The sequence below is a fragment of the Streptomyces sp. NPDC003284 genome, from assembly GCF_053589675.1.
This window is the reverse complement of sequence record NZ_JBSFSI010000001.1, coordinates 1-17951: the sequence shown is the minus strand read 5'-3', so window position 1 is coordinate 17951 and position 17951 is coordinate 1. Positions and strand designations below refer to the sequence as shown.

Sequence of the window (17951 nt, the reverse complement as noted above, 5' to 3'; positions counted from 1 at the left end):
CGGCGCGGCGGCCGCGGTGTCCGCCGCGCGCCGGACGCTCACAGGTAGTCCTCGTAGGCGCCGCCGCCGCTGCCGCCGTCGGGGGCGGGGACGGTGGCGGACCGGGACGGTCTGCCGCCCGAGGGGGTGTCCTCGGCCAGTTCCAGATGGAGCAGATCGGTGAGCGCGACGCGGCCCCCGGCCCGCAGCGGGGTCCGGCCGCCCTGGGTGCGCAGGACCGCTCCGCCCTCGGGGTTGCGCCGGACGGCGTACGGGCCGTGGGAGCGCTTCTCCAGGCGGGGGCTGCGGTGCGCCTCGGCGACGGCGAACTCGTACCACTGCTTCTTGTTGCCGTGCCCGGCCTTGTGCTCGCTCAGCACGTCGCCGTCCTCGGAGACCAGGCGCAGCCTGAGGCCGTACGGGTCGCGGCGGCGGCGGCGCAGCCCGATCCAGGCGGCGACGAGGGCGGCGGCGACCACGAGGGCGACGGCCGCGCCGACGAACGCCCACCAGAACCGGTCCCAGATGCCGGGTTCGGGGGTCACCCGCAGGGACAGCGGGGACGCCACGAGAGCGCGGTCGCCGTCGGTGGTGTCGGTGACCCGGACGGTGGCGGCGAGGCTCAGTCCGTCGCCGAGGCGGTTGCCGAAGACGCTCGCCGGGGCCACCTCGACGCTGACCTCGCGGGTGCCGGACTCGCCGGGCTTGAGGGTGAGCTGCGCGGGGCTGAGGGTGAGCAGCCCGGTGCGGACGTCGGCGGTGGTCAGGCGCAGGGTGTGCGCGGTGGAGGTGGTGTTGTGGACGGCGAGGGTGCCGGTGACGGTGGCGCCGGGGTGGGTGTCGGCGGCGGGCAGGTCGAGCGCGGCGGTGACGGGCGGTGCGCCGGGCGCCACGTCGACGCCCAGGTCACGGGTGTCGGCCTTGAGCCCGGAGGCGGTGAGGGTGGCGCTCACCTTCAGGGTCCCGCGGGCCGCGGCGGGGATCTGCACGGTGCCGGTGAAGTCGCCGTCGCCCGCGGTGCGGTCGGGTGCGGTGCCGTCGTCGGCCAGGCGCAGCGGCAGCGCGGTGATGCCGGTTCCGGTCAGTTCACCGGCCACGCGCAGACCGGCGTAGTCGCGCGGGTCCTTGATCTCGTAGCCCTCGCGGGTCTGGAGGCGCATGGTGACGGTGACCTTGTCGCCGGTCTGCGGCGAGGGCGGGTCGGCGGTGAGGGCGCCGCGCAGTTCGCCCTGCCACAGCACGCTGACGGCGACGGGCAGGGAGCGGTGCCCCTCGGGTGCCTCGGCCTTGACCTTCCAGGTGCCGGGCAGCGGGTCGACGATCTTGAGGGCCTCCACCGGCCCCGAGCCGCCGGCGAGTTCGAGGGCGGAGTTCTCGTAGGTGCCGTGGGTGGGCACCTTGTGGCCCCGCGGGTCGAAGTAGGTGATCCGGACGGCGGGGTCGCCCTTGTCGACGACGATGCTGCCCACGGTCGCCAGCGGGGAGATGCCGATCTCCAGGGTGGCGGGCGGCCGTTTGCTGGGGCCCTGTTCGTGGCGCAGGCAGTGCGCGGCGGCGAAGATCTCCTCCAGGGTGGCGCCGATGTCCTTGGCGCCCGACACCTTGTGCGCCTTGGGCGCGGCGGAGGGCAGGGCGACGCAGCCCTTCTGGTAGCCGCCGGCGGCCATCCGGTCGAGCTGCTGCCTGTCCGGGTCGGGTCCGAAGCCGAGCGGCCAGACCTGCACGCCGTGGGCGGCGGCGTTCGCCAGTTCCTGCTTGAGCTGGCGCTCGCCCTCGGCGGTGCGGTGGGCGGGGTCGCCGTAGGCGGGGCTGCCGGTGACGTCCAGCTTCCCGTCGGTGAGCAGGAACAGCACGCGGGGCTGGGCCGGGTCGGTGCCGTCGGTGAGGTCGTGCACGCCCTGGCGTATCGCGCTCGGGAAGTCGGTGCCGGTGCCCTCGTCCTTCTTGCGTGCGCGCAGCTTGCCCACACAGGCGTCGATGCTCTCGCGGCCCGCCGCGTCCAGGCCGGTGCGCGGGCAGACCGGGTCCACGGCGCGCTGGTCGGCGGACTCGGCGGCGGCGAACCCGTAGACCGTGACGTGCGAGTCGGAGGAGACGTCACCGAGCGCGATGCGCGCGGCGGCGGCCTTCTCGGCCTTCAGGTCGTCGGCGGCGAGGCTGGCCGACTCGTCCACGGCCACGGCGTAGTTGACGGCCGGGAACGCCGGGACGGCGTCCGCCGCCGGCACCGGGTCCCGGCCGGCAGGTGCCAGCAGCGACATGAGCACCGCGGTGCCGCCCAGCACCGAGACCGCGGCGCGGCGCACCCGGCTCCCGCCTGTCTGCCGTCTTCCCGTGACTCTTCCCACGGCGTCCCCTGTTTCGTCGTTCGTGTCTGTCTTCGGTGCGGGTGCGGGCCCCGCCGCGCGCGTCAGCGCGAGGCGAGGCCCCAGACCAGTGCCAGTGCTGAGGAGGGGGCGAGCGCGCCCACTCCCCAGCGGATGGCCCGGTACTTGGCGGACAGGATCGAGCTGACGTCCACCGCCTGGACGAGCAGCCATCGGGTGGGGTCGCGGCCGGCCTCGGCGACCCGGGCGGACAGTCCCGCGAGGTCGCGGGGTGCCACCAGGTCTCCGAAGTACGTCACCCCGTCCCCGCCGCGTACGGTGCCGGTGCGCGGCAGCAGCGCGCCGACCAGCGCGCCGACCGCGACGGCCCAGAACACCCCGGCGAGCACGAGCCACACGTCGGCGGGGCCGTGCCAGCCGGGCGTGCCGTGCCAGCCGACCAGGAACGCGGGCAGTGCCAGCGTCCCGGACAGCAGGACGGCGGCTTTCGAGTCGGCCCGTCCGATGTCCTCGCGGACCGTGCCGAGCAGCCGCTCGGCGATGCGCTCCTCCGCCCGGTCGTGGCTGTGCCGACCCCCGTTCGGCACGGGCACGACCGGGTCGGAGGAGGTTCGGGGGCCCCCGTCGGCGGTCACCGGTCCTCGTCCGCCCAGGACCAGCCGTCGTCCCGGGGGCGGCGCGGTGCGCGGTCCGGGTCGTCGTCGTAGGGGTCGTAGGGGTCGTACGGCTCGGGCCGGTGGACCCGCGGGGGCGGGTCCTCGTCGAAGCCGTCGGCCGGGCGCCGGTCCGTGCGGCCGGGCCGGTCGCCTTCGCGGTCGCTCTCGCGGCCGGATCCGCGGTCGGGCCCGCGGTCAGGTCCGCGATCGGATCCGCGGTCGGCTCCGCGGTCGGGTCCGGGCTCGTCCCACGGCGACCGGTCGCGCGGCGGCCTGCGCCGGGGCGGGTCGTCCGAGGCCCAGTCCGGGGTGAACGGCCGCTCGCCGCCCGGCTCCAGCGAGCGCGGCCGGCGACGGGCGGGGACCGCGCCGATGGGTCCCTGGAGGGGGCGTCCGCGGCCCTGGTTGAGCAGGTTGAGGACCTGGGTCTCCACGTCGGCGGCGTGCAGTTCGCCCGCCATGGCCATGGAGTACAGCCGGTCCAGGCGGTCCTTCTCGTCCTGCCTGCCCTCCTGGCGGATCTTCTCCAGGAAGTCCTTGGCCCCGTCCGGGTCGGCGGCCAGCATGTAGGTGAGCTGTTCCATGTCGCCGCCGCGCAGCATCCGCCGGAACTCCTCCTGGCGCACCCGGGTCACCTCGGCGTCGGCGTACACCTCGCGCTTCTTCTGCGCGTACGTGATGGCCTCGTCGTCCACCCCGAGCCGGACGTAGAGCCGTACCCGCAGCCCGAGTTCGGAGCCCAGGTCGCTCCAGCGGCCGCCGACGCACTCCTGGGTCACGACCCGGTTGGCCTGGTCGGCCTCGGTGACCTGGTAGCCGAGGGTGACCTCGCGCAGCCGTTCCAGCACCGGCGCGGTGAGCCGTTGGGCGACATCGGTCACCACGTTCACGGCGACCAGGTGCGGGTCGGTGGCCTCCCACTCGATGTCCACCTCGGCCTTGAAGAAGCTGGTCCCGCCGGCCGCCGGCAGTTCCAGGCCGAGGGGGCTCACGAACGTGCCCTGGGCGATCTCGCACACCGTGTACGGCCGGGCCAGGGCGCGCTTGCCGACGTGCTGGATCCCGGCGACGGTGATCACGCTGTAGCCGCCGTTGCGGTAGAAGACCACGGAGGCCCGCTGCGCGCTGACCGGCGGATACCCGCCCGTCGGCGCGTACTCCCGCAGGAACGGACCCGCGGGCGGGCCCTCGTCCCCGGCGGCCCGCTTCTCGTCGTCAGCCATGCCTCTCCTCCTCGCGCGTCCTCTCCCGGCGGGTCCGCTCCGTGCGGGTCCGCTCCTCGCGCGGCGCCGGAGGGCGCGGGCGCGGGGGCGGGGTCACGGCGAGCCACCACAGGTCGCGCGCGCGTGCGTCGGGGAGCGGCTTCTCCGGGTCGTTCATCATGCGGCGCAGCAGCCAGTCGAGACGCCGCCGGTCGTACTCGTCGGCGGCCAGCGCGGGCAGCAGCGCCGCCAGCCCCGGCCGGGTCCACTCGGTGCCGTCCTTGCGCACCGCCGACCGCAGCAGGGCCTCCAGCGCGTCCGTGGCCACCTCCTGGGAGCGCGCGGTGTTCTGCGCCGTCCACATCAGGTCGGCCATGGGCCCGACGAGTTCGGGCCGGTCGACGGCGAGGACGAGCGGCAGCGGCCAGTCGTCGCGGCCGGCGGGCCGCGCGTCGGGGGCGTCCATCAACAACTCGTCGACCGTGGTCAGGGCGAGCCGGACGGTGGTGATGAGGCCGAGGTCCTGGTACGGCTCGCGCTTGTGGTGGGTCCACTCGGCCGTGCGGGCGAGCACCTGGGCCGCGTCCGGCAGCGTCAGCAGCCGTACGACGTTGAAGCCCGCGACCGCGAGCTGGTCGCCGTCGCCGTGGATGCCGATGCGGGCCAGGGCGTCCAGGGTCTCGTCGGTGCTCTCGGCGGCGTTGCCGTAGCCGAGGGCCACCGCGGCACTCCAGCGCAGCGTCTTGGTGCCGTGCCTGCTCCAGTCGCCGACGATCCGGTGCACGGCCTTGCGGTGCGAGTCGTGCCGGGCGGCCTGGTCGAGCATGGTGGCCGCGAAGATCCGGCGCTGCGAGGTGGGTGCCTCGGCGAGCGGGCGGACCAGTTCGGTGTAGCCGTGGTCGAAGTCCCTTACGCACAGCTCGCCGGCGGCGACGGCGGCGCGCATCCACACCTGGGGGCGGGGGTCGTCGGCGAGCTGGCGCAGCCAGCGCACCACCGGGCCGCGGGCCGGGAAGTGCCGGTCCCACAGTTCGGTGAGGACCGCCGCGGGCAGCGCGGAGCCCCGGTACCAGATCAGCCGGGCGGGTACGTCGACTCCGGCGACCTCGACCCGGCCGCCGCGCACCTCGGCCCGGGACAGCGCGACGTCGGCGTCCGGGTCGTCGCAGAACAGCGGGCGGGCCGGGGTGTTGTCCGGGTCGCACTGCACGGACAGTTCCCAGGTCAGCAGGTGGGCGGCGGCGGCCACGGCGCTGTGCGGGGCGCCGCCGAGGACGGCGAGGGCGATCCGGAAGGCCACCGGGTGGAACAGCTCGGCGGTGCCAGGCCGTCCCGCCTTCCCGTCCGTACCGGCCGCGGGGGCGGGCGCGGTGAGCGCGCGGTCCACCCCGGCGAACCACTCCTGCGCCTGGGCGGCGGCCAGGCTGCGGCAGCCGGACAGCAGGTCCTCACGGGTGACGTCGCCGAGCACGTGCCCGGCCAGCAGCGAGGCGAGCAGTTCGGTCTCGGCGGGGCGCAGGTCGTCCAGGCCGAGGGCGTCCTCGACATCGGCGCGGCCGTACAACTCCTCGGCGCGGGTGAGCAGTTCGGCGGGGTCCGTGCCGTCGGCGCCCGGCGCGGCGGCGTGGTGCTCCAGCCGCTCGCGCAGCCGGGTGCGCAGGAGTTCCGCGGTGGGCGCGGGCGGGCAGAGCATGCCGTACCGGCCCGCGAGCAGCGGTCCGGCGGCCGAGCCGACCGCGACGACGACCACCGCGAAGGCTTCCCGGCGGGCCAGGGCGGCGGCCAGTTCGTCGAGGTCCATCTCGGCCGGGAGCGGGGCGCCGGGCCGGGCGAGGGAGACCTCCAGCAGGTAGCCGCGGCCGTCCGCGTCCTCGTCGGCGCGTGACTCGCCCAGGGAGGCGGCCAGTTTGTGCAGCCCGCCGTCGTCCGGGTCGACGCGGCGCACCCGGTGGCCGTTGTCGGTCTGCGCCGCGGTGGCGGCGGGCGCGTCGGTGGTGACCTCGTCGAGCAGGGAGAGCGCGGTGCTGGTGCGGCCGGTGCCGGGAGCGGCGCCGAGCACCAGCAGGCGGCGGGCCCGGAGCGCGGTGCGCAACTGGACGTAGCCGTCGGGCTCCACATGGATCCGGCGCAGCCTGCGCAGTTCCTCGTCGGGTACGGGACCGCTGCGCATGCCCGCCCCGACGCGGCGGCTGTCCAGCATCAGGTTGACGTCGCCGATGAGGGCGCTGTGGAAGTAGGAGCGGTCGAAGCTGGTGAAGTCGCGTCCCACGTCGAACAGTTGCTGGACGGCGCGGCGGGCGCGGGCGGCGGCGGCGAGGTCGGTGGGGGCGTCCTCGCTCTCCTCCTCGGCGAGCGGGTCGCGGGTGAGTTCCTTGAACCGCCCCGCGGCGCGCTCGCGTTCGCGTTCGCGCTCCTCCCGCTCCTCCTGCTCCTTGTCCTTGCTCTTTTCGCCGCTCTTGTCGTCGCTCCTGCCCTTGTCGTCGTCCTCGTCGTCGCCCTTGCTCTTCCCCTTGCCCCTGCCCTTGTCGCCGTCGCCGTCCCCGGCGGCGCCCTTGCCGTGGGCGTCCTGCCCGGCGGCCGGGCGCCGGCCCGCGCCGGATCCGCCGTCGTCGCGGGACCGTTCGCGCCTGCCGCGCCGCTCGTCGCCCTGCGGCGAGCGGCCCCCGTCCGGCTTCTCCCGGCGTTCGGGGCGCTCCGGCGCGTCCTGGGCCGGGCCGTCCGCCTGCGGTTCGTCGCTCACTCGGCTCAGCCCCTCCCCCGGTCGGCGTCGCGGTCGGTGACGCGGCCGATGTGCACGCGGTCGTGGTAGACGTTGCCGCGGTGCTCGGACATGTCGCCCTGGACGGTGTACTGCGTCCGGGGCGCCTCGGAGGGTGATGCCTCCGACGGGACGTCATCAACCGTCTGTGCGGCATCCGTTCGCTCGTTCCGGGGCGCCACAGGTGCGGCGGGCGGGTCGGCGGGCGGGTCGGCGGGGAGCTGCGGGGCGGGTCTGCCGGGCAGGTGGAACCAGGCGGTGACCTCGCCCTCCTTGAGGCCGAGCCGGGCGGCGGTGTGGCGCTCGGGTTCGATGAACTTGCCACCGCTGCTGACCACGTCCTCGTACAGGGACGAGGAGGTCACCAGGACCAGGTCGGCGCCCTCGGCGTCCAGCAGCCGCCGGGCGGGCGCGGAGTCGGCGAGCCGGCAGGCGAGGTCGACCGCGCGTCCGCTGATGCCCCGCTCGTCGTGGCGGACCGGGCCGACGTGCATGCCGATGCGCAGTCCCAGCGGGACGCGCAGCCCGCGGTTCTCGTCCCGCAGCTTCTCGTGCACCTCGACGAGCCACAGGCCGAGCATGCGGCTGGCCGCGATCCGGCCCTGCACCGCCACCAGAACGCCGTCGCCGCGGTCCTCCAGGTGCAGGGCGTCCCGGGCGACCGCGGCGTGGGTGAACGCCGTCTCCAGCACCCGGTAGATGCGGGCGCGCATCCGCTGCTTGTCGACGTCGTCGTACTGACCGGATCGTCTGGCGTCGACACTGATCACCAACTCGTAGTGTTCCTCGGTGAGTCCGGTGGCGTCGTGGTTCACCCGTGTCCCCCTGCGGTGTTCTGTGCGCTTGCCGAAGAAGAGGTGGCGGTCCTCCCGTCCCTCCGAAGCCTCCTCCTGGGGGCGGGGGGACGTCTGTAGCCGTTTACACACGGCGGGGATCTACTCCTGGTGGCCGTCCGCGAGGAGCGCGAGCAGCCCGGGGTCGAGGATCTCCACCATCCGGTTGCCGGTGCGCACGACGTTCTGGGTGCGCAGCAGGCGCAGGGCCTTGGCGACGGCCTCGCGGGTGGCGCCGACCGTGGCGGCCAGTTCGTCCTGGGCGAGGTGGACGACGGGTCCGGCCGGGCGGGTGCGGTGCGCGGGGCCCGCCCGGGAGGCGGGGGCGTAGGGGCCCGAGGGCGCGGCCGAGGAGAGTTCGGTGAGCCGGCTGGCGAGGCGTTGCAGCACGGTGAGGGAGGCGAGCGCGGACCGTTCCTGGTCGGCGCTGCGGAGCCGGAAGGTGAGCTGGCGTATGACCAGGCCGCTGACGCGGGGCTGGAGGGCGAGGAAGCGGCGGAAGGCGTCCCCGGGTATGACCTGGGCGTCGACCGGCCCGAGCGCGCGTACGGTGGCGCTGCGCGGATGCGGGTCGAGGGCGGCCATCTCGCCGAGGAGTTCGCCGGGGCCGCGCAGTCCGAGGATGAGCCGGGTGGCGCCGCGGTCGGTGGAGACGGAGACGGTCACCCAGCCGGATATCATGATCATCACGTGGGTGGACCGGTCGCCCTCGGTCAGGAGACGGCCGTCGGCCGGATAGCTCCGGCGGCTGCCGAGCGCCATCACGCTCTCGCGCTCCGGGGCCGTCAGCGCGTGCGCGAATGCCAGCTCATCGCCGAGCAGCCCCATGCCACGCCCCCCGCCGCAGTCCGGATGCCTGTGCCTCGTTGGCGATGATGGTGACAGAGAGTCGATTCAGGACGAGTGAATTACGCCACATTGGCATACCGGTCGGTAACAGCGGACTCGGCAGGTAGATCGCTTCCGGGGCGCCGCTCCCGCTGCCGCCCCGGCCCTCCGCTCCCGCTCCCTGCCCGTGGCGCGGCCCGCCCTCGCCCGGACGACGGTGAGGTCAGCACCGGCGCGGCGGCTCCCCGCGGCGCGGTCGTCGCGAACCGGCCGATGACCCGCCTTTGGCGAAAACTCAGGTTTTCCCGCCACGGAAGCGGTGACGGCGGCGTGGCGAGCGCGTGAGAGTACGGTGACGCACCGGCCACCGGACGCGTTCCGCTTGCGATGCCGGGACGCGGACCCGCCCCGCCGCTCGGTCCTGCCGGGGCGCTGCTGCCCGTCCGGCTCGCCCCGCGCCGTGAACTGGTCGTGGCCGGACCGGTCGACGCCGCCGAGGACCCGGACGGCATGTACATCACCCCGGAGGAGAACACCCGTTCGGTGCGCACGGCACCGTACGGCACCGACGGGCAGCGCCTCCTCGTGGTCACCGGCGAGCACTCCATCCCGGGCACCGGCGACAGCCGGGCACGCCTCGACCGGCTGACGCTCAGTCCTGCCGGGGCGTGATCCGGCGGCCGGTCAGCCGCTCCGGGCGAATCCTGATCCACAGGTCGCGGGGGCCGCCCGCCCAGGGCGTGGAGCGGGCCCGCTCCTCCAGGCGGCGGACCGCGTCCGGGTCGGTGACGGCCTCGCCGCGGCCGACGGCGAGCACGCTCCAGCCTCGGCTCATCGCGTCGTCGATGTGGTCGACCTCGAAGGCCGCCTCGGCGCCCGCCGCCTCGGCGGGGGCGGAGCCGGGGGCGGTGCGGAAGACCAGGTCGCCGTCCACCACGTCGTAGTTGACCGGGAAGACGGCCGGGCCCCGGGACGTGGAGAGCGCGAGCCGGCCCACGCCGTGCGTGGACAGCAGTTCGCGGCACTCCTCGGGGCCGAGGTCGCGCAGTTCGGGCCGCAGCAGGGCGTACCCCTGGCCGGGCGGGAGGTCCTGGTCGCCGCCGCGCAGCGCGTCGAGCGTGGTGCCCAGCACGTCGGCCAGGCGCAGCAGCGTCGTCGGGTTGGGGTCGGAGGGGTACTCCTCCAGGTAGGCGAGGTACTGCGGGGACATCCGCGCCCGGTCGGCCGTCTCCTCGACGCTGAGCCCGCACCGCTCCCGGGCGGCCGTCAGCCGGCGCCCGATGTCCCCGGGGCGCCCCGGACGCGCGTCGCCGGGCGGGGCCTCGAAGGAGCCGTGCGCGGAGCGGGAAGCCGGGGCGTCGTCCGGCCCGGACAGGTGGTCGATGCGCGCGTCGGGGCCGGGGAACACCAGCGTCACCTCGCCCGTGTCGGACCAGCGCACGTCGTAGGGCGGCGTGCCGTCCGCGTGGTGCAGGGCGACGATCTCCCCGTCGCGCCGGGTGGCACCGGTGGCCGGGCTCTCCACGACGAGCCGGTCGCCTGGCTGAGCGTGCATGGCCGCGCCCTCCCTCGTCAGGGGTCGGTCCGCTCTCCAGGATCGCCCGCGCTCCCCTCCGGCGCCAACGGACCGCTCAGTCCGTCGCGCAGTCCTGGCCGTCGAGCGTGAAGTCGTACGGCGCGGAGTTGCCGCCGTGCCGGGAGCCGAGGAAGCCGAAGGTGACGGTGGAGCCCGCGGCGACGGAGGCGTTGTACCGCGCGGCGGTGACGGTGACGCGGGAGCCGCTCTGGCCGGCCGTGGCGTCCCACACGCGGGTGACGCGCTGGCCGTCGCCGAAGGTCCAGGCGAGCCGCCAGGTGTCCAGCGGGCGGCCGGTGGTGATCGTGACGGCGGCCTCGAAGCCGTCGGTCCACTGGTCGACGACGTGGTAGCCGACCCGGCAGGCCGCCGGGCCGGGCCCGGTCGGTCCGGGCGTACCGGCGACGGCCGAGGGGGTGCCCTGGGGCTCGGGGCCGGGGTCGTCCCCCGCGGGCGCGGGCGCCGCGGCGCCGGTGGCGGAACCGCCGGGGCCGGACGCGGACGCCGAGGAGGCCGGGGCCGGGCCGCCGGGGGCCTGGTCCGCCGTGTGGTCGGCGGGCGGCGGGGTGATGGCGGCGGCCGTCCGGCGGCCCGTACCGCCGTGCGCGGCGTCGCTCGCCGCGCCGTCGAACGGCATCAGCGACACCGTCAGGGCCACCGCCGACAGCGCCACGGCCGCGGCCAGCAGCCCGCCGCGCACCAGGCGCGCCCGCAGCGCCCCCGGCTGCCCCGGGTCACCGTCCGCCGCACCGGGCGCGGGCCTGCGCGCGCCGAGGCGTACGTCGGCGGCCCGGCGGCGGCGCTCCAGATAGGCGAGGCCGCCCCAGCCGATCACACCCGCGGCGAGGGCGACGGGCAGGGCGCCCGCGCGCGGCTGGAGGCAGGCGGCGGCCTCCGCGCAGCGGGCGCAGGTGGCGAGGTGGCGGGAGAGGTCCTCGGGGACCCTGAGGGGCGCGGCGGAGCGGGTGACCGCGTCCAGCAGCCGGGCGTAGCCGCGGCACTCGCTGTCCAGCGGCGCGTCGAGGTGGGCGCGGCGGCAGCGGTCCCGGAACCGGGCACGCACCTGCTCCAGTTCCTCCGACACCCCGGCCGGGTCGAGTCCGAGCCGCCGTGCCACCACGACCAGGGGCAGCGCCTCCACCTCGGCCAGCCACAGCAGCGCCGCGTCCGCCTCCTGGAGGTCGCGCAGCCCGCGCAGCGCCAGCGGGCGGTGCCGGGGCGGGCCCGGATAGCGGGCGGCCTGCGGGGAGTTGAGCCACAGCCGCAGGTCGTTGTCGAGCCGGTCGCCGAGCCCGGCACGCTCCCAGGCGGCCGCGGTGGTGCGCACCGCGGTCAGCATCAGCGGTACGGCGGGCAGCCGGGGCGTACGGCGGCCGCGTAACGCCCCGGCGTCGGCGGCGCGCACCTCGCGCAGGCCGAGCGCGAAGGACTCGGTGGCCAGCTCCCCGGCCGCCGCAGAACCGGAGGTGCACAGGCCGGCGTAGGAGAGCACCGCGTCCCAGCACTCGGCCGGCAGCGCGGCCTCGGCGGTGTCCTGCGGGCTCGGCTGGTCGGGCATGGGGCTCCTGCGTCCACGGGCGGGAATCGACCGGCCCCGGTCCTGGGCCCTGACGGCGGGCGGTGCGCGGGGATGCGCGAGCTTTTCACGTCCGCGGCACGGCTGACAAGGCGCGTGTCCGCCCGCCGCGGCGCACGGGCGCCCGTGCGGGCGCCCGCCCGCACGTCAGCCGCTCCGTGCCGCCTCGCGGGGCGCCCGCCGCGTGTCACCCTCCTGTGTGTCTCCCGTACGGGCGACTGTGTGTCTCCCGTACGCACGGGGGTCCCCCGGCGCGTGGGTGTCCGCCGGACGCGGACCCCGGCGCGCCCCCCTCCGGTACGTCCGCCGCGCGGGCTCCGGACGCGCCGTCAGGCCCCGGCCCCGCTGGGCTCCGCCGTGTCCTGCCCGGTGCTCTCCGGCTCGTCGTCGCGCGCGGGCAGGCTGTCCATGAAGGAGCTGACGGAGAAGACCGCACGGCCGGGTCCGGGCGGGCCGTAGCCGGGGGGCGAGGAGAGGCCGAAGTCGTCCATGGTGGCGCGGTAGGCCTCCAGCAGGCGGATGTGGTACTCCAGCGGCGCGCCCTGCGGGTTGGCCTTGCCGAGCGGGGTGGTGGGCTCGGGGCACCAGGTGGTGAAGCGGGGCGTGATGCCGTGGGACATGAAGAAGCGCAGGCCCTCGGTGGTGGACGCGATGGCCTCGTCGACGGTGGTGAAGCCGAAGGGCTCGGCCATCTCCACGCCCGCCACGAAGTTGGGGATGACGTTGCGGGCGCCGAAGATGTCGGCGGAGTCGAGGATCCGCTTGTGCCACTCGTCGCGGCCGACGTAGCGCTCCTTGCCGGGGCAGTACATCTTGAACAGATACTCGTCCCACACCTCGAAGTTGGGGTGGTAGATCTGCACGCCGTAGTCCTTGAACCGCTGCACGTCGTCCCGGGGCAGCGCCTGGGCGACGACCTTGCCGATCCAGCGGCCGGGGAAGCGCTCCTCGATGGCCTTGGCGTAGTGGCCGTAGAAGTCGGCCTCGTCGCGCCCGGCGACGGTCTTGGTGATGGCGCCGCCGGTGAGGGTGTAGGCGGTGGACGCCTTCTGGGTGTCGTACCGGTCGATGATCTCCAGCGCCTCCAGGACCTCCTCCACGTCCTTGACGCCGGTGTAGGGACGGCCGGCCGCCTTGTGCTGGCGCCAGTTGTGGTTGATGTCGCAGTACTGGCACTCCTCCTTGGCGCCGAAGTACTGGCAGACCCGGAAGACGGTGAGGTAGATCAGGTAGCCCCACTGGATGGTGGGCGCCACCTCCATCACGGACTTCCCGTTGGAGAGGGTGTGCCGGTAGTACTCCGGCATGGGCGGCACACCGACGTCGGCGATCCGCTTCCCGTCGAGGTAGAGCCCGAGCAGGCCCTCCTCGTCGGCGGCCACCCGGTAGGGCGAGGCGGGATTCACCCGTACGGAGACGACGGTGCGCCGCAGGCCGTACGGGCCGCCGGTGAGGATGATCTCCTCGGGCGGGCGGCGCAGCGCGGCCTCGCCCAGCTCCGGCAGGGTGCCGTGGTCGAAGGAGAAGATGAAGTACGACTTCGGTTTCACCTCCCCGCTCTCGTTGTCGCTGAGCGCGGAGGGGTCGAAGGCCACACCGCCTCGCAGCAGGTCCTCCTTGAAGACCGCTTCGCGCGGCACGTGCGGGAAGCGCTCCATCAGATCCTCGACCAGCGCGGTACGGCTGCCCATCCCGACTCTCCTCCCAGCTCCGACGTACGACTCCTCACGGTATGCCCCCGCGTGCGGGCGGGCGGTGCCGGGGCCCCCGACGGCGCACGGCGCGCTCCGCACGGCACCTCGCCGGGCGGCTCGCCCGCCACCCTGCCCGCCAATTAGTATGTTCGGTTGACAAATATGGCGGGAGGGGCGGGGACGATGACCGGGACCGTGACCAACTGGGCGGGCAACATCACCTACAGCACCGGGCGGGTGCACCGCCCCGGGTCGGTCGACGCCCTGCGGGCGCTGGTCGCCGGGAGCGCGACGGTGCGCGCCCTGGGCAGCGGGCACTCCTTCAACACGATCGCCGACCCGGGCACCGGCGGCGTGCTCCTCTCGCTGGCAGCGCTGCCGCCCGAGGTGGAGGTGGACACCGCGGCCCGCACGGTCCGGGTCGGCGGCGGGGTGCGGTACGCGGAGCTGGCCCGCCGGGTCCACCGGCACGGTCTCGCGCTGGCCAACATGGCGTCGCTGCCGCACATCTCCGTGGCCGGGTCGGTGGCGACCGGCACCCATGGCTCCGGTGTGGCCAACGGACCGCTGGCCGCCGCCGTCCGCGAGGTGGAACTCGTCACGGCGGACGGCTGCACGGTACGGATCGGGCGGGGCGACGCCCGTTTCGGCGGGGCCGTCACCTCCCTCGGGGCGCTCGGCGTCGTCACCGCGCTGGTCCTCGACCTGGAGCCGGCCTACGCCGTGGAGCAGCGTGTGTTCACCGAACTCCCGCTGGAGGGGCTGGACTTCGAGGCGGTGGCCGGTGCCGCGTACAGCGTCAGCCTGTTCACCGACTGGCGGGACGCGGGGTTCCGGCAGGTGTGGCTCAAGCGGCGCACCGACCAGCCCCCGGCCGACTTCCCGTGGGCGGCGCCCGCGCAGACCGCGCTGCACCCGGTGCCGGGGATGCCGGCGGACAACTGCACCGCGCAGCACGGTGTGCCGGGCCCCTGGCACGAGCGGCTGCCGCACTTCCGGGCGGAGTTCACCCCGAGCAGCGGCGCCGAACTCCAGTCGGAGTACCTGCTGCCGCGCGGCGACGCCCTGGCGGCCCTGCACGCCGTCGACGCCGTCCGGGACACGGTGGCACCGGTGCTCCGGACCTGCGAGGTGCGCACCGTCGCGGCCGACGGGCAGTGGCTGAGCCCGAGCCACGGGCGGGACACGGTGGCGCTGCACTTCACCTGGGTCGAGGACACCGCGGCGGTGCTCCCGGCCGTGCGGCGCGTGGAGGCGGCGCTGGAGCCGTTCGGCCCGCGGCCGCACTGGGGCAAGGTGTTCGTCCTGCCGGCTGCCGTGCTGCGCGGGCGCTATCCGCGGCTGGCGGACTTCCGGGCGCTGGCCCGTGAGCTGGATCCCGCCGGGAAGTTCACCAACGCTTTCGTCCGCGACCTGCTCACCGGCTGAGACACGGGGCCGCCCCTTGATTCCTGGTGCCCCAAGGCTGCATCCTAGGGTCTCTAGGCAACAGTGTCGCTGGGACAGCCCGAGGGGACGGATCCGTATGGCCCGAGCCGGACTCACCGCCGACCGCGTCGTCGCGGCGGCGGCCGAACTCGCCGACGAGGCCGGGCTCGACGGCGTCAGCCTGTCCGCGCTGGCCCGGCGCTTCGGCGTCAAGGACGCGAGTCTGTACTCGCACGTGAAGAACCTCCAGGACCTCCGCACCCGGCTGGCCCTGCTGGCCGGCGGCGAGATGATCGAGGCGATCGCCGCGGCCGTGGCGGGCCGGGCCGGCAAGGACGCGCTGGCCGCGTTCGCCGGTGCCTACCGGGAGTACGCGCACCGCCACCCCGGCCGGTACGCGGCCACCCGGCTGCGGATCGACCCGGCGCTCGTCACCGACCTCTCCGCCATGCGGCGCACCGCCGAGATCACCTACGGGATGCTGCGCGCCTACGGCCTGGAGGAACCCGACCTCACCGACGCGGTCCGCCTGCTGCGCAGCACCTTCGACGGCTTCTGCGCGCTGGAGGCCGCCGGCGGCTTCAACGCGGCCCGGGACGTGGACGCGTCCTGGGACAAGGCCGTCGACGCGCTGCACACCGCCCTCACCCACTGGCCCAGGGAGCATCCGCGACATGACTGACACCGGCGGCACCGGCACGCACCACGACGTCCGGGGCAGCGGCCCCGTCCTGCTCGTCCTGCCCGGCGGGGCGGGGCACCCGATGGGGCTCGACGCGCTGACGGCCCGCCTCGCCCGGCGCTTCACCGTCGTCACCCACGACCCGCTCGGCCTCGCCCACGGCCGCCTCGGGCTGCCCGTAGCCGACCAGCGGCCCGGGGACTGGAGCGGGAGCGCGCTGCGGGTGCTGGACGAGGTGTCGCCCGGCGGCGAGCCCGCGTATGTGTTCGGCACGAGCGCGGGCGGTGTCGCGGCCCTCGATCTGTGGGCCCGGCACCCGGAGCGGCTGCGGCACGTCGTCGCGCACGAGCCGCCCTGCGTGGCGGCACTGCCGGACGGGGCGGCGCTGCGGGACCGCTTCCGCGAGGTCCGCGCCGTCCACCGCACGGCCGGTCCGGCCGCCGCCGCGTCCCTGCTGACCGCCGTCCTGGAGGAACGCGAGGAACGCGCCCCCGGCCCCGCGCCCGAGCCCGGCGCCGCGCCCGCCGCCCCCCGGCCGCTGACCCGCGAGGAGGAACTCGCCTCCCCCATGGCGCTCTTCCTGGCCCATGTCCTGGTGCCCTTCACGGCCCACGGCCTTCCCGTACCGGCACCCGGCGCGGGCGCGTCCCTCACCCTGGCCGCCGGGGAGACCTCCCGCGGCCTGCTGCTGCACCGCACCGCGACGGCCCTCGCCGACCGCCTGGGCGCGGACCTCGCCGAGTTCCCCGGCGGCCATCTCGGCGCGCTCGAACACCCGGAGGACTTCGCGGACCGGCTCACCGCCGTCCTCGACCGGGCCCAGGCCCGCCCGGAGACCGGACGCGGCTGAGACACCGCACGCACACCCCTGTCCGCCCCTCCGGGGACGACCATGGACAATACGTCCATGCGCATCCGAGCCGTACGCCCCGCCGAACTGCCCCTGCTCCAGGACATCGAGAGGGCCGCGGGGCTGTGCTTCGCGGACATCGGCATGCCGGAGATCGCGGCCGACGAGCCGCCCGCGCTGGACGAGCTGGCCCGCCACCAGGAGGCCGGTCTCGCCTGGGTGGCGACCGACGAGGCCGACGCCCCGGTCGCCTATCTGATCGCCGACCGCGTGGACGGCGCCCTGCACGTCGAACAGGTCTCGGTCCACCCGGCGCACGCCCGCCGCGGCATCGGCCGGTCGCTGCTGGACCACCTGGCGGACCGGGCCAGGGCCGAGGGCGCGACCGCCCTCACCCTCACCACCTTCGCCGAGGTGCCGTGGAACGCCCCCTACTACGCGCGCTGCGGCTTCGCACCCCTGGCCGACAGCGCCCTCACCCCCGGGCTGCGCGAGATCCGCGCCCACGAGGCCGCCCTCGGCCTGGACCGGTGGCCGCGGCTCTGCATGCGCCGCGCCCTGTGACCCCGGCCGGGCCACCCTGCCGGGGCGCTCAGTCGAGACAGAACTCGTTGCCCTCGATGTCCCGCATCAGGATGCACGACTCCTCGTACTCGTCGGCGAGCAGCACGCGGTCACGGGTCGCGCCCAGCGCCACGAGCCGCTCGCAACCCGGTTCTTGACGACCTTGCCCTCGGGAACACGCTGGAATTACAGCCGCGGCCCCACACCCGAGGGATCACCGCAGCCTAACCCCGCACCCTGCCGCCCGGACGGCAGCGACCGCCCGTACTCGTCCCAGCTCCCGAACCCCTCCGGCGGCGACGGCACGACATACCCCACCGCCAGCCGGGCAGGTCTTTGCCCTTGCGCCGGCGGTGGGGCATGACGAGCCCGGTGCCGGGGTAACCGCCGTCGGCGATCGTGAGGGTCTTGCCGACGGCGGTCTTGGCGCCGGATTCCTCCCACGCCTTGCAGTCGTTGCGGATTCCGGGCAGCGGCCGGCCCACCGCGACGACCAGGCGGGTGTCGGCGTCGACGACAACCTGGTGGTTGGTGGAGTACCGGTAGTTCTTGGACTGCTCGGCCACGGAGTGGTCGCGGGTGGGGACCAGGGTGCCGTCCACGATGAGTACGGTGCCGTTGGTGAACCGCTTGCGGGGCTGGAGAGCAAGCATCGGCCCGAGGTGGTCGGTGATCCGGTCAGCCGCCGACTTGGACGCCCCGGACAACGGAGCGAGCTGGCGCATGGTCGGGTTCGTGCGCCAGTACGCGGCGACCAGCAGGGCCCGGTCCTCCAACGGCGGGCCCCACGGCCGTCCCTTGCGGACCGCGTCTGCACCCTCGCGTCGCAGAACTGTCACCGGCTTTCCGAACTCCGCGGGCTCAGCCCGGTGAACGGGGCTGTCCAGGACGGCTCGGACGCCGTGATCACACCAGCCACAGCGAGATCGTCTCGAAGATCGACGGCATGGCACGATGACCGGCATGTCAGGTCAGGTCTGGGTGTCACTCATATCGCT

General features: G+C 75.1%; 13 protein-coding genes and 3 pseudogenes. 5 read left to right on the top strand and 11 right to left on the bottom strand.

Annotation, left to right across the window (positions count from 1 at the left end; genetic code table 11):
* Window positions 1-38: 38 nt before the first annotated feature.
* From ACWDYF_RS00080 to ACWDYF_RS00055, 6 genes are all read right to left on the bottom strand, one after another.
* Window positions 39-2285, bottom strand: a complete 2247-nt coding sequence (locus ACWDYF_RS00080; protein ID WP_389474344.1) for a choice-of-anchor X domain-containing protein — start codon at window positions 2283-2285, stop codon at window positions 39-41.
* 104 nt (window positions 2286-2389) lie between these two features.
* Window positions 2390-2893, bottom strand: a complete 504-nt coding sequence (locus ACWDYF_RS00075; RefSeq protein WP_234029438.1) for a Pycsar system effector family protein — start codon at window positions 2891-2893, stop codon at window positions 2390-2392.
* Window positions 2894-2937: 44 nt separating this feature from the next.
* Complete coding sequence (locus tag ACWDYF_RS00070; protein WP_389474346.1) at window positions 2938-4185, bottom strand: hypothetical protein; 1248 nt, start codon at window positions 4183-4185, stop codon at window positions 2938-2940.
* Complete coding sequence (locus ACWDYF_RS00065; protein WP_389474349.1) at window positions 4178-6904, bottom strand: hypothetical protein; 2727 nt, start codon at window positions 6902-6904, stop codon at window positions 4178-4180. The genes ACWDYF_RS00070 and ACWDYF_RS00065 overlap by 8 nt, the downstream gene beginning before the upstream one ends.
* Window positions 6905-6909: 5 nt before the next feature.
* Window positions 6910-7737, bottom strand: a complete 828-nt coding sequence (locus ACWDYF_RS00060) for a nucleotidyl cyclase domain-containing protein (protein WP_389474352.1) — start codon at window positions 7735-7737, stop codon at window positions 6910-6912.
* Between the two features lie 120 nt (window positions 7738-7857).
* Complete coding sequence (locus ACWDYF_RS00055) at window positions 7858-8583, bottom strand: Crp/Fnr family transcriptional regulator (RefSeq protein ID WP_381739879.1); 726 nt, start codon at window positions 8581-8583, stop codon at window positions 7858-7860.
* Window positions 8584-9012: 429 nt separating this feature from the next.
* Here ACWDYF_RS00055 and ACWDYF_RS00050 point away from each other — a divergent pair.
* A pseudogene (locus ACWDYF_RS00050) lies at window positions 9013-9231 on the top strand (FAD-dependent oxidoreductase); the annotation flags it as partial.
* Between the two features lie 4 nt (window positions 9232-9235).
* On the opposite strand, the gene ACWDYF_RS00045 reads toward ACWDYF_RS00050, so the two are convergent.
* The 3 genes from ACWDYF_RS00045 to ACWDYF_RS00035 all read right to left on the bottom strand — a co-directional run bounded on the left by ACWDYF_RS00045 (window position 9236) and on the right by ACWDYF_RS00035 (window position 13426).
* Entirely contained in the window at window positions 9236-10138 is a 903-nt protein-coding gene (locus ACWDYF_RS00045; RefSeq protein ID WP_389474354.1) for a pyridoxamine 5'-phosphate oxidase family protein, read from the bottom strand.
* Window positions 10139-10214: 76 nt separating this feature from the next.
* Complete coding sequence (locus ACWDYF_RS00040; protein ID WP_389474356.1) at window positions 10215-11717, bottom strand: cellulose binding domain-containing protein; 1503 nt, start codon at window positions 11715-11717, stop codon at window positions 10215-10217.
* 347 nt (window positions 11718-12064) lie between these two features.
* Window positions 12065-13426 (bottom strand): radical SAM protein, encoded by a 1362-nt coding sequence (locus tag ACWDYF_RS00035; RefSeq protein ID WP_381739873.1) that lies wholly within the window; start codon window positions 13424-13426, stop codon window positions 12065-12067.
* A 186-nt stretch (window positions 13427-13612) separates the two neighbouring features.
* On the opposite strand from ACWDYF_RS00035, the gene ACWDYF_RS00030 reads away from it, so the two are divergent.
* The 4 genes from ACWDYF_RS00030 to ACWDYF_RS00015 all read left to right on the top strand — a co-directional run bounded on the left by ACWDYF_RS00030 (window position 13613) and on the right by ACWDYF_RS00015 (window position 16953).
* Window positions 13613-14857 (top strand): FAD-binding protein, encoded by a 1245-nt coding sequence (locus ACWDYF_RS00030; RefSeq protein WP_389474358.1) that lies wholly within the window; start codon window positions 13613-13615, stop codon window positions 14855-14857.
* Window positions 14858-14954: 97 nt separating this feature from the next.
* Window positions 14955-15539, top strand: a complete 585-nt coding sequence (locus tag ACWDYF_RS00025; protein WP_018571548.1) for a TetR/AcrR family transcriptional regulator — start codon at window positions 14955-14957, stop codon at window positions 15537-15539.
* Entirely contained in the window at window positions 15532-16389 is an 858-nt protein-coding gene (locus tag ACWDYF_RS00020) for an alpha/beta fold hydrolase (RefSeq protein WP_389474364.1), read from the top strand. Before ACWDYF_RS00025 ends, ACWDYF_RS00020 begins: the two co-directional genes overlap by 8 nt.
* Before the next feature lie 57 nt (window positions 16390-16446).
* Entirely contained in the window at window positions 16447-16953 is a 507-nt protein-coding gene (locus ACWDYF_RS00015) for a GNAT family N-acetyltransferase (protein WP_389474366.1), read from the top strand.
* A gap of 28 nt (window positions 16954-16981) precedes the next feature.
* On the opposite strand, the pseudogene ACWDYF_RS00010 reads toward ACWDYF_RS00015, so the two are convergent.
* A pseudogene (locus ACWDYF_RS00010) lies at window positions 16982-17301 on the bottom strand (VOC family protein); the annotation flags it as partial.
* Window positions 17271-17872 (bottom strand): annotated as a pseudogene (locus tag ACWDYF_RS00005) (transposase); the annotation flags it as partial. The pseudogenes ACWDYF_RS00010 and ACWDYF_RS00005, both read right to left, overlap by 31 nt.
* Window positions 17873-17951 lie beyond the last annotated feature (79 nt).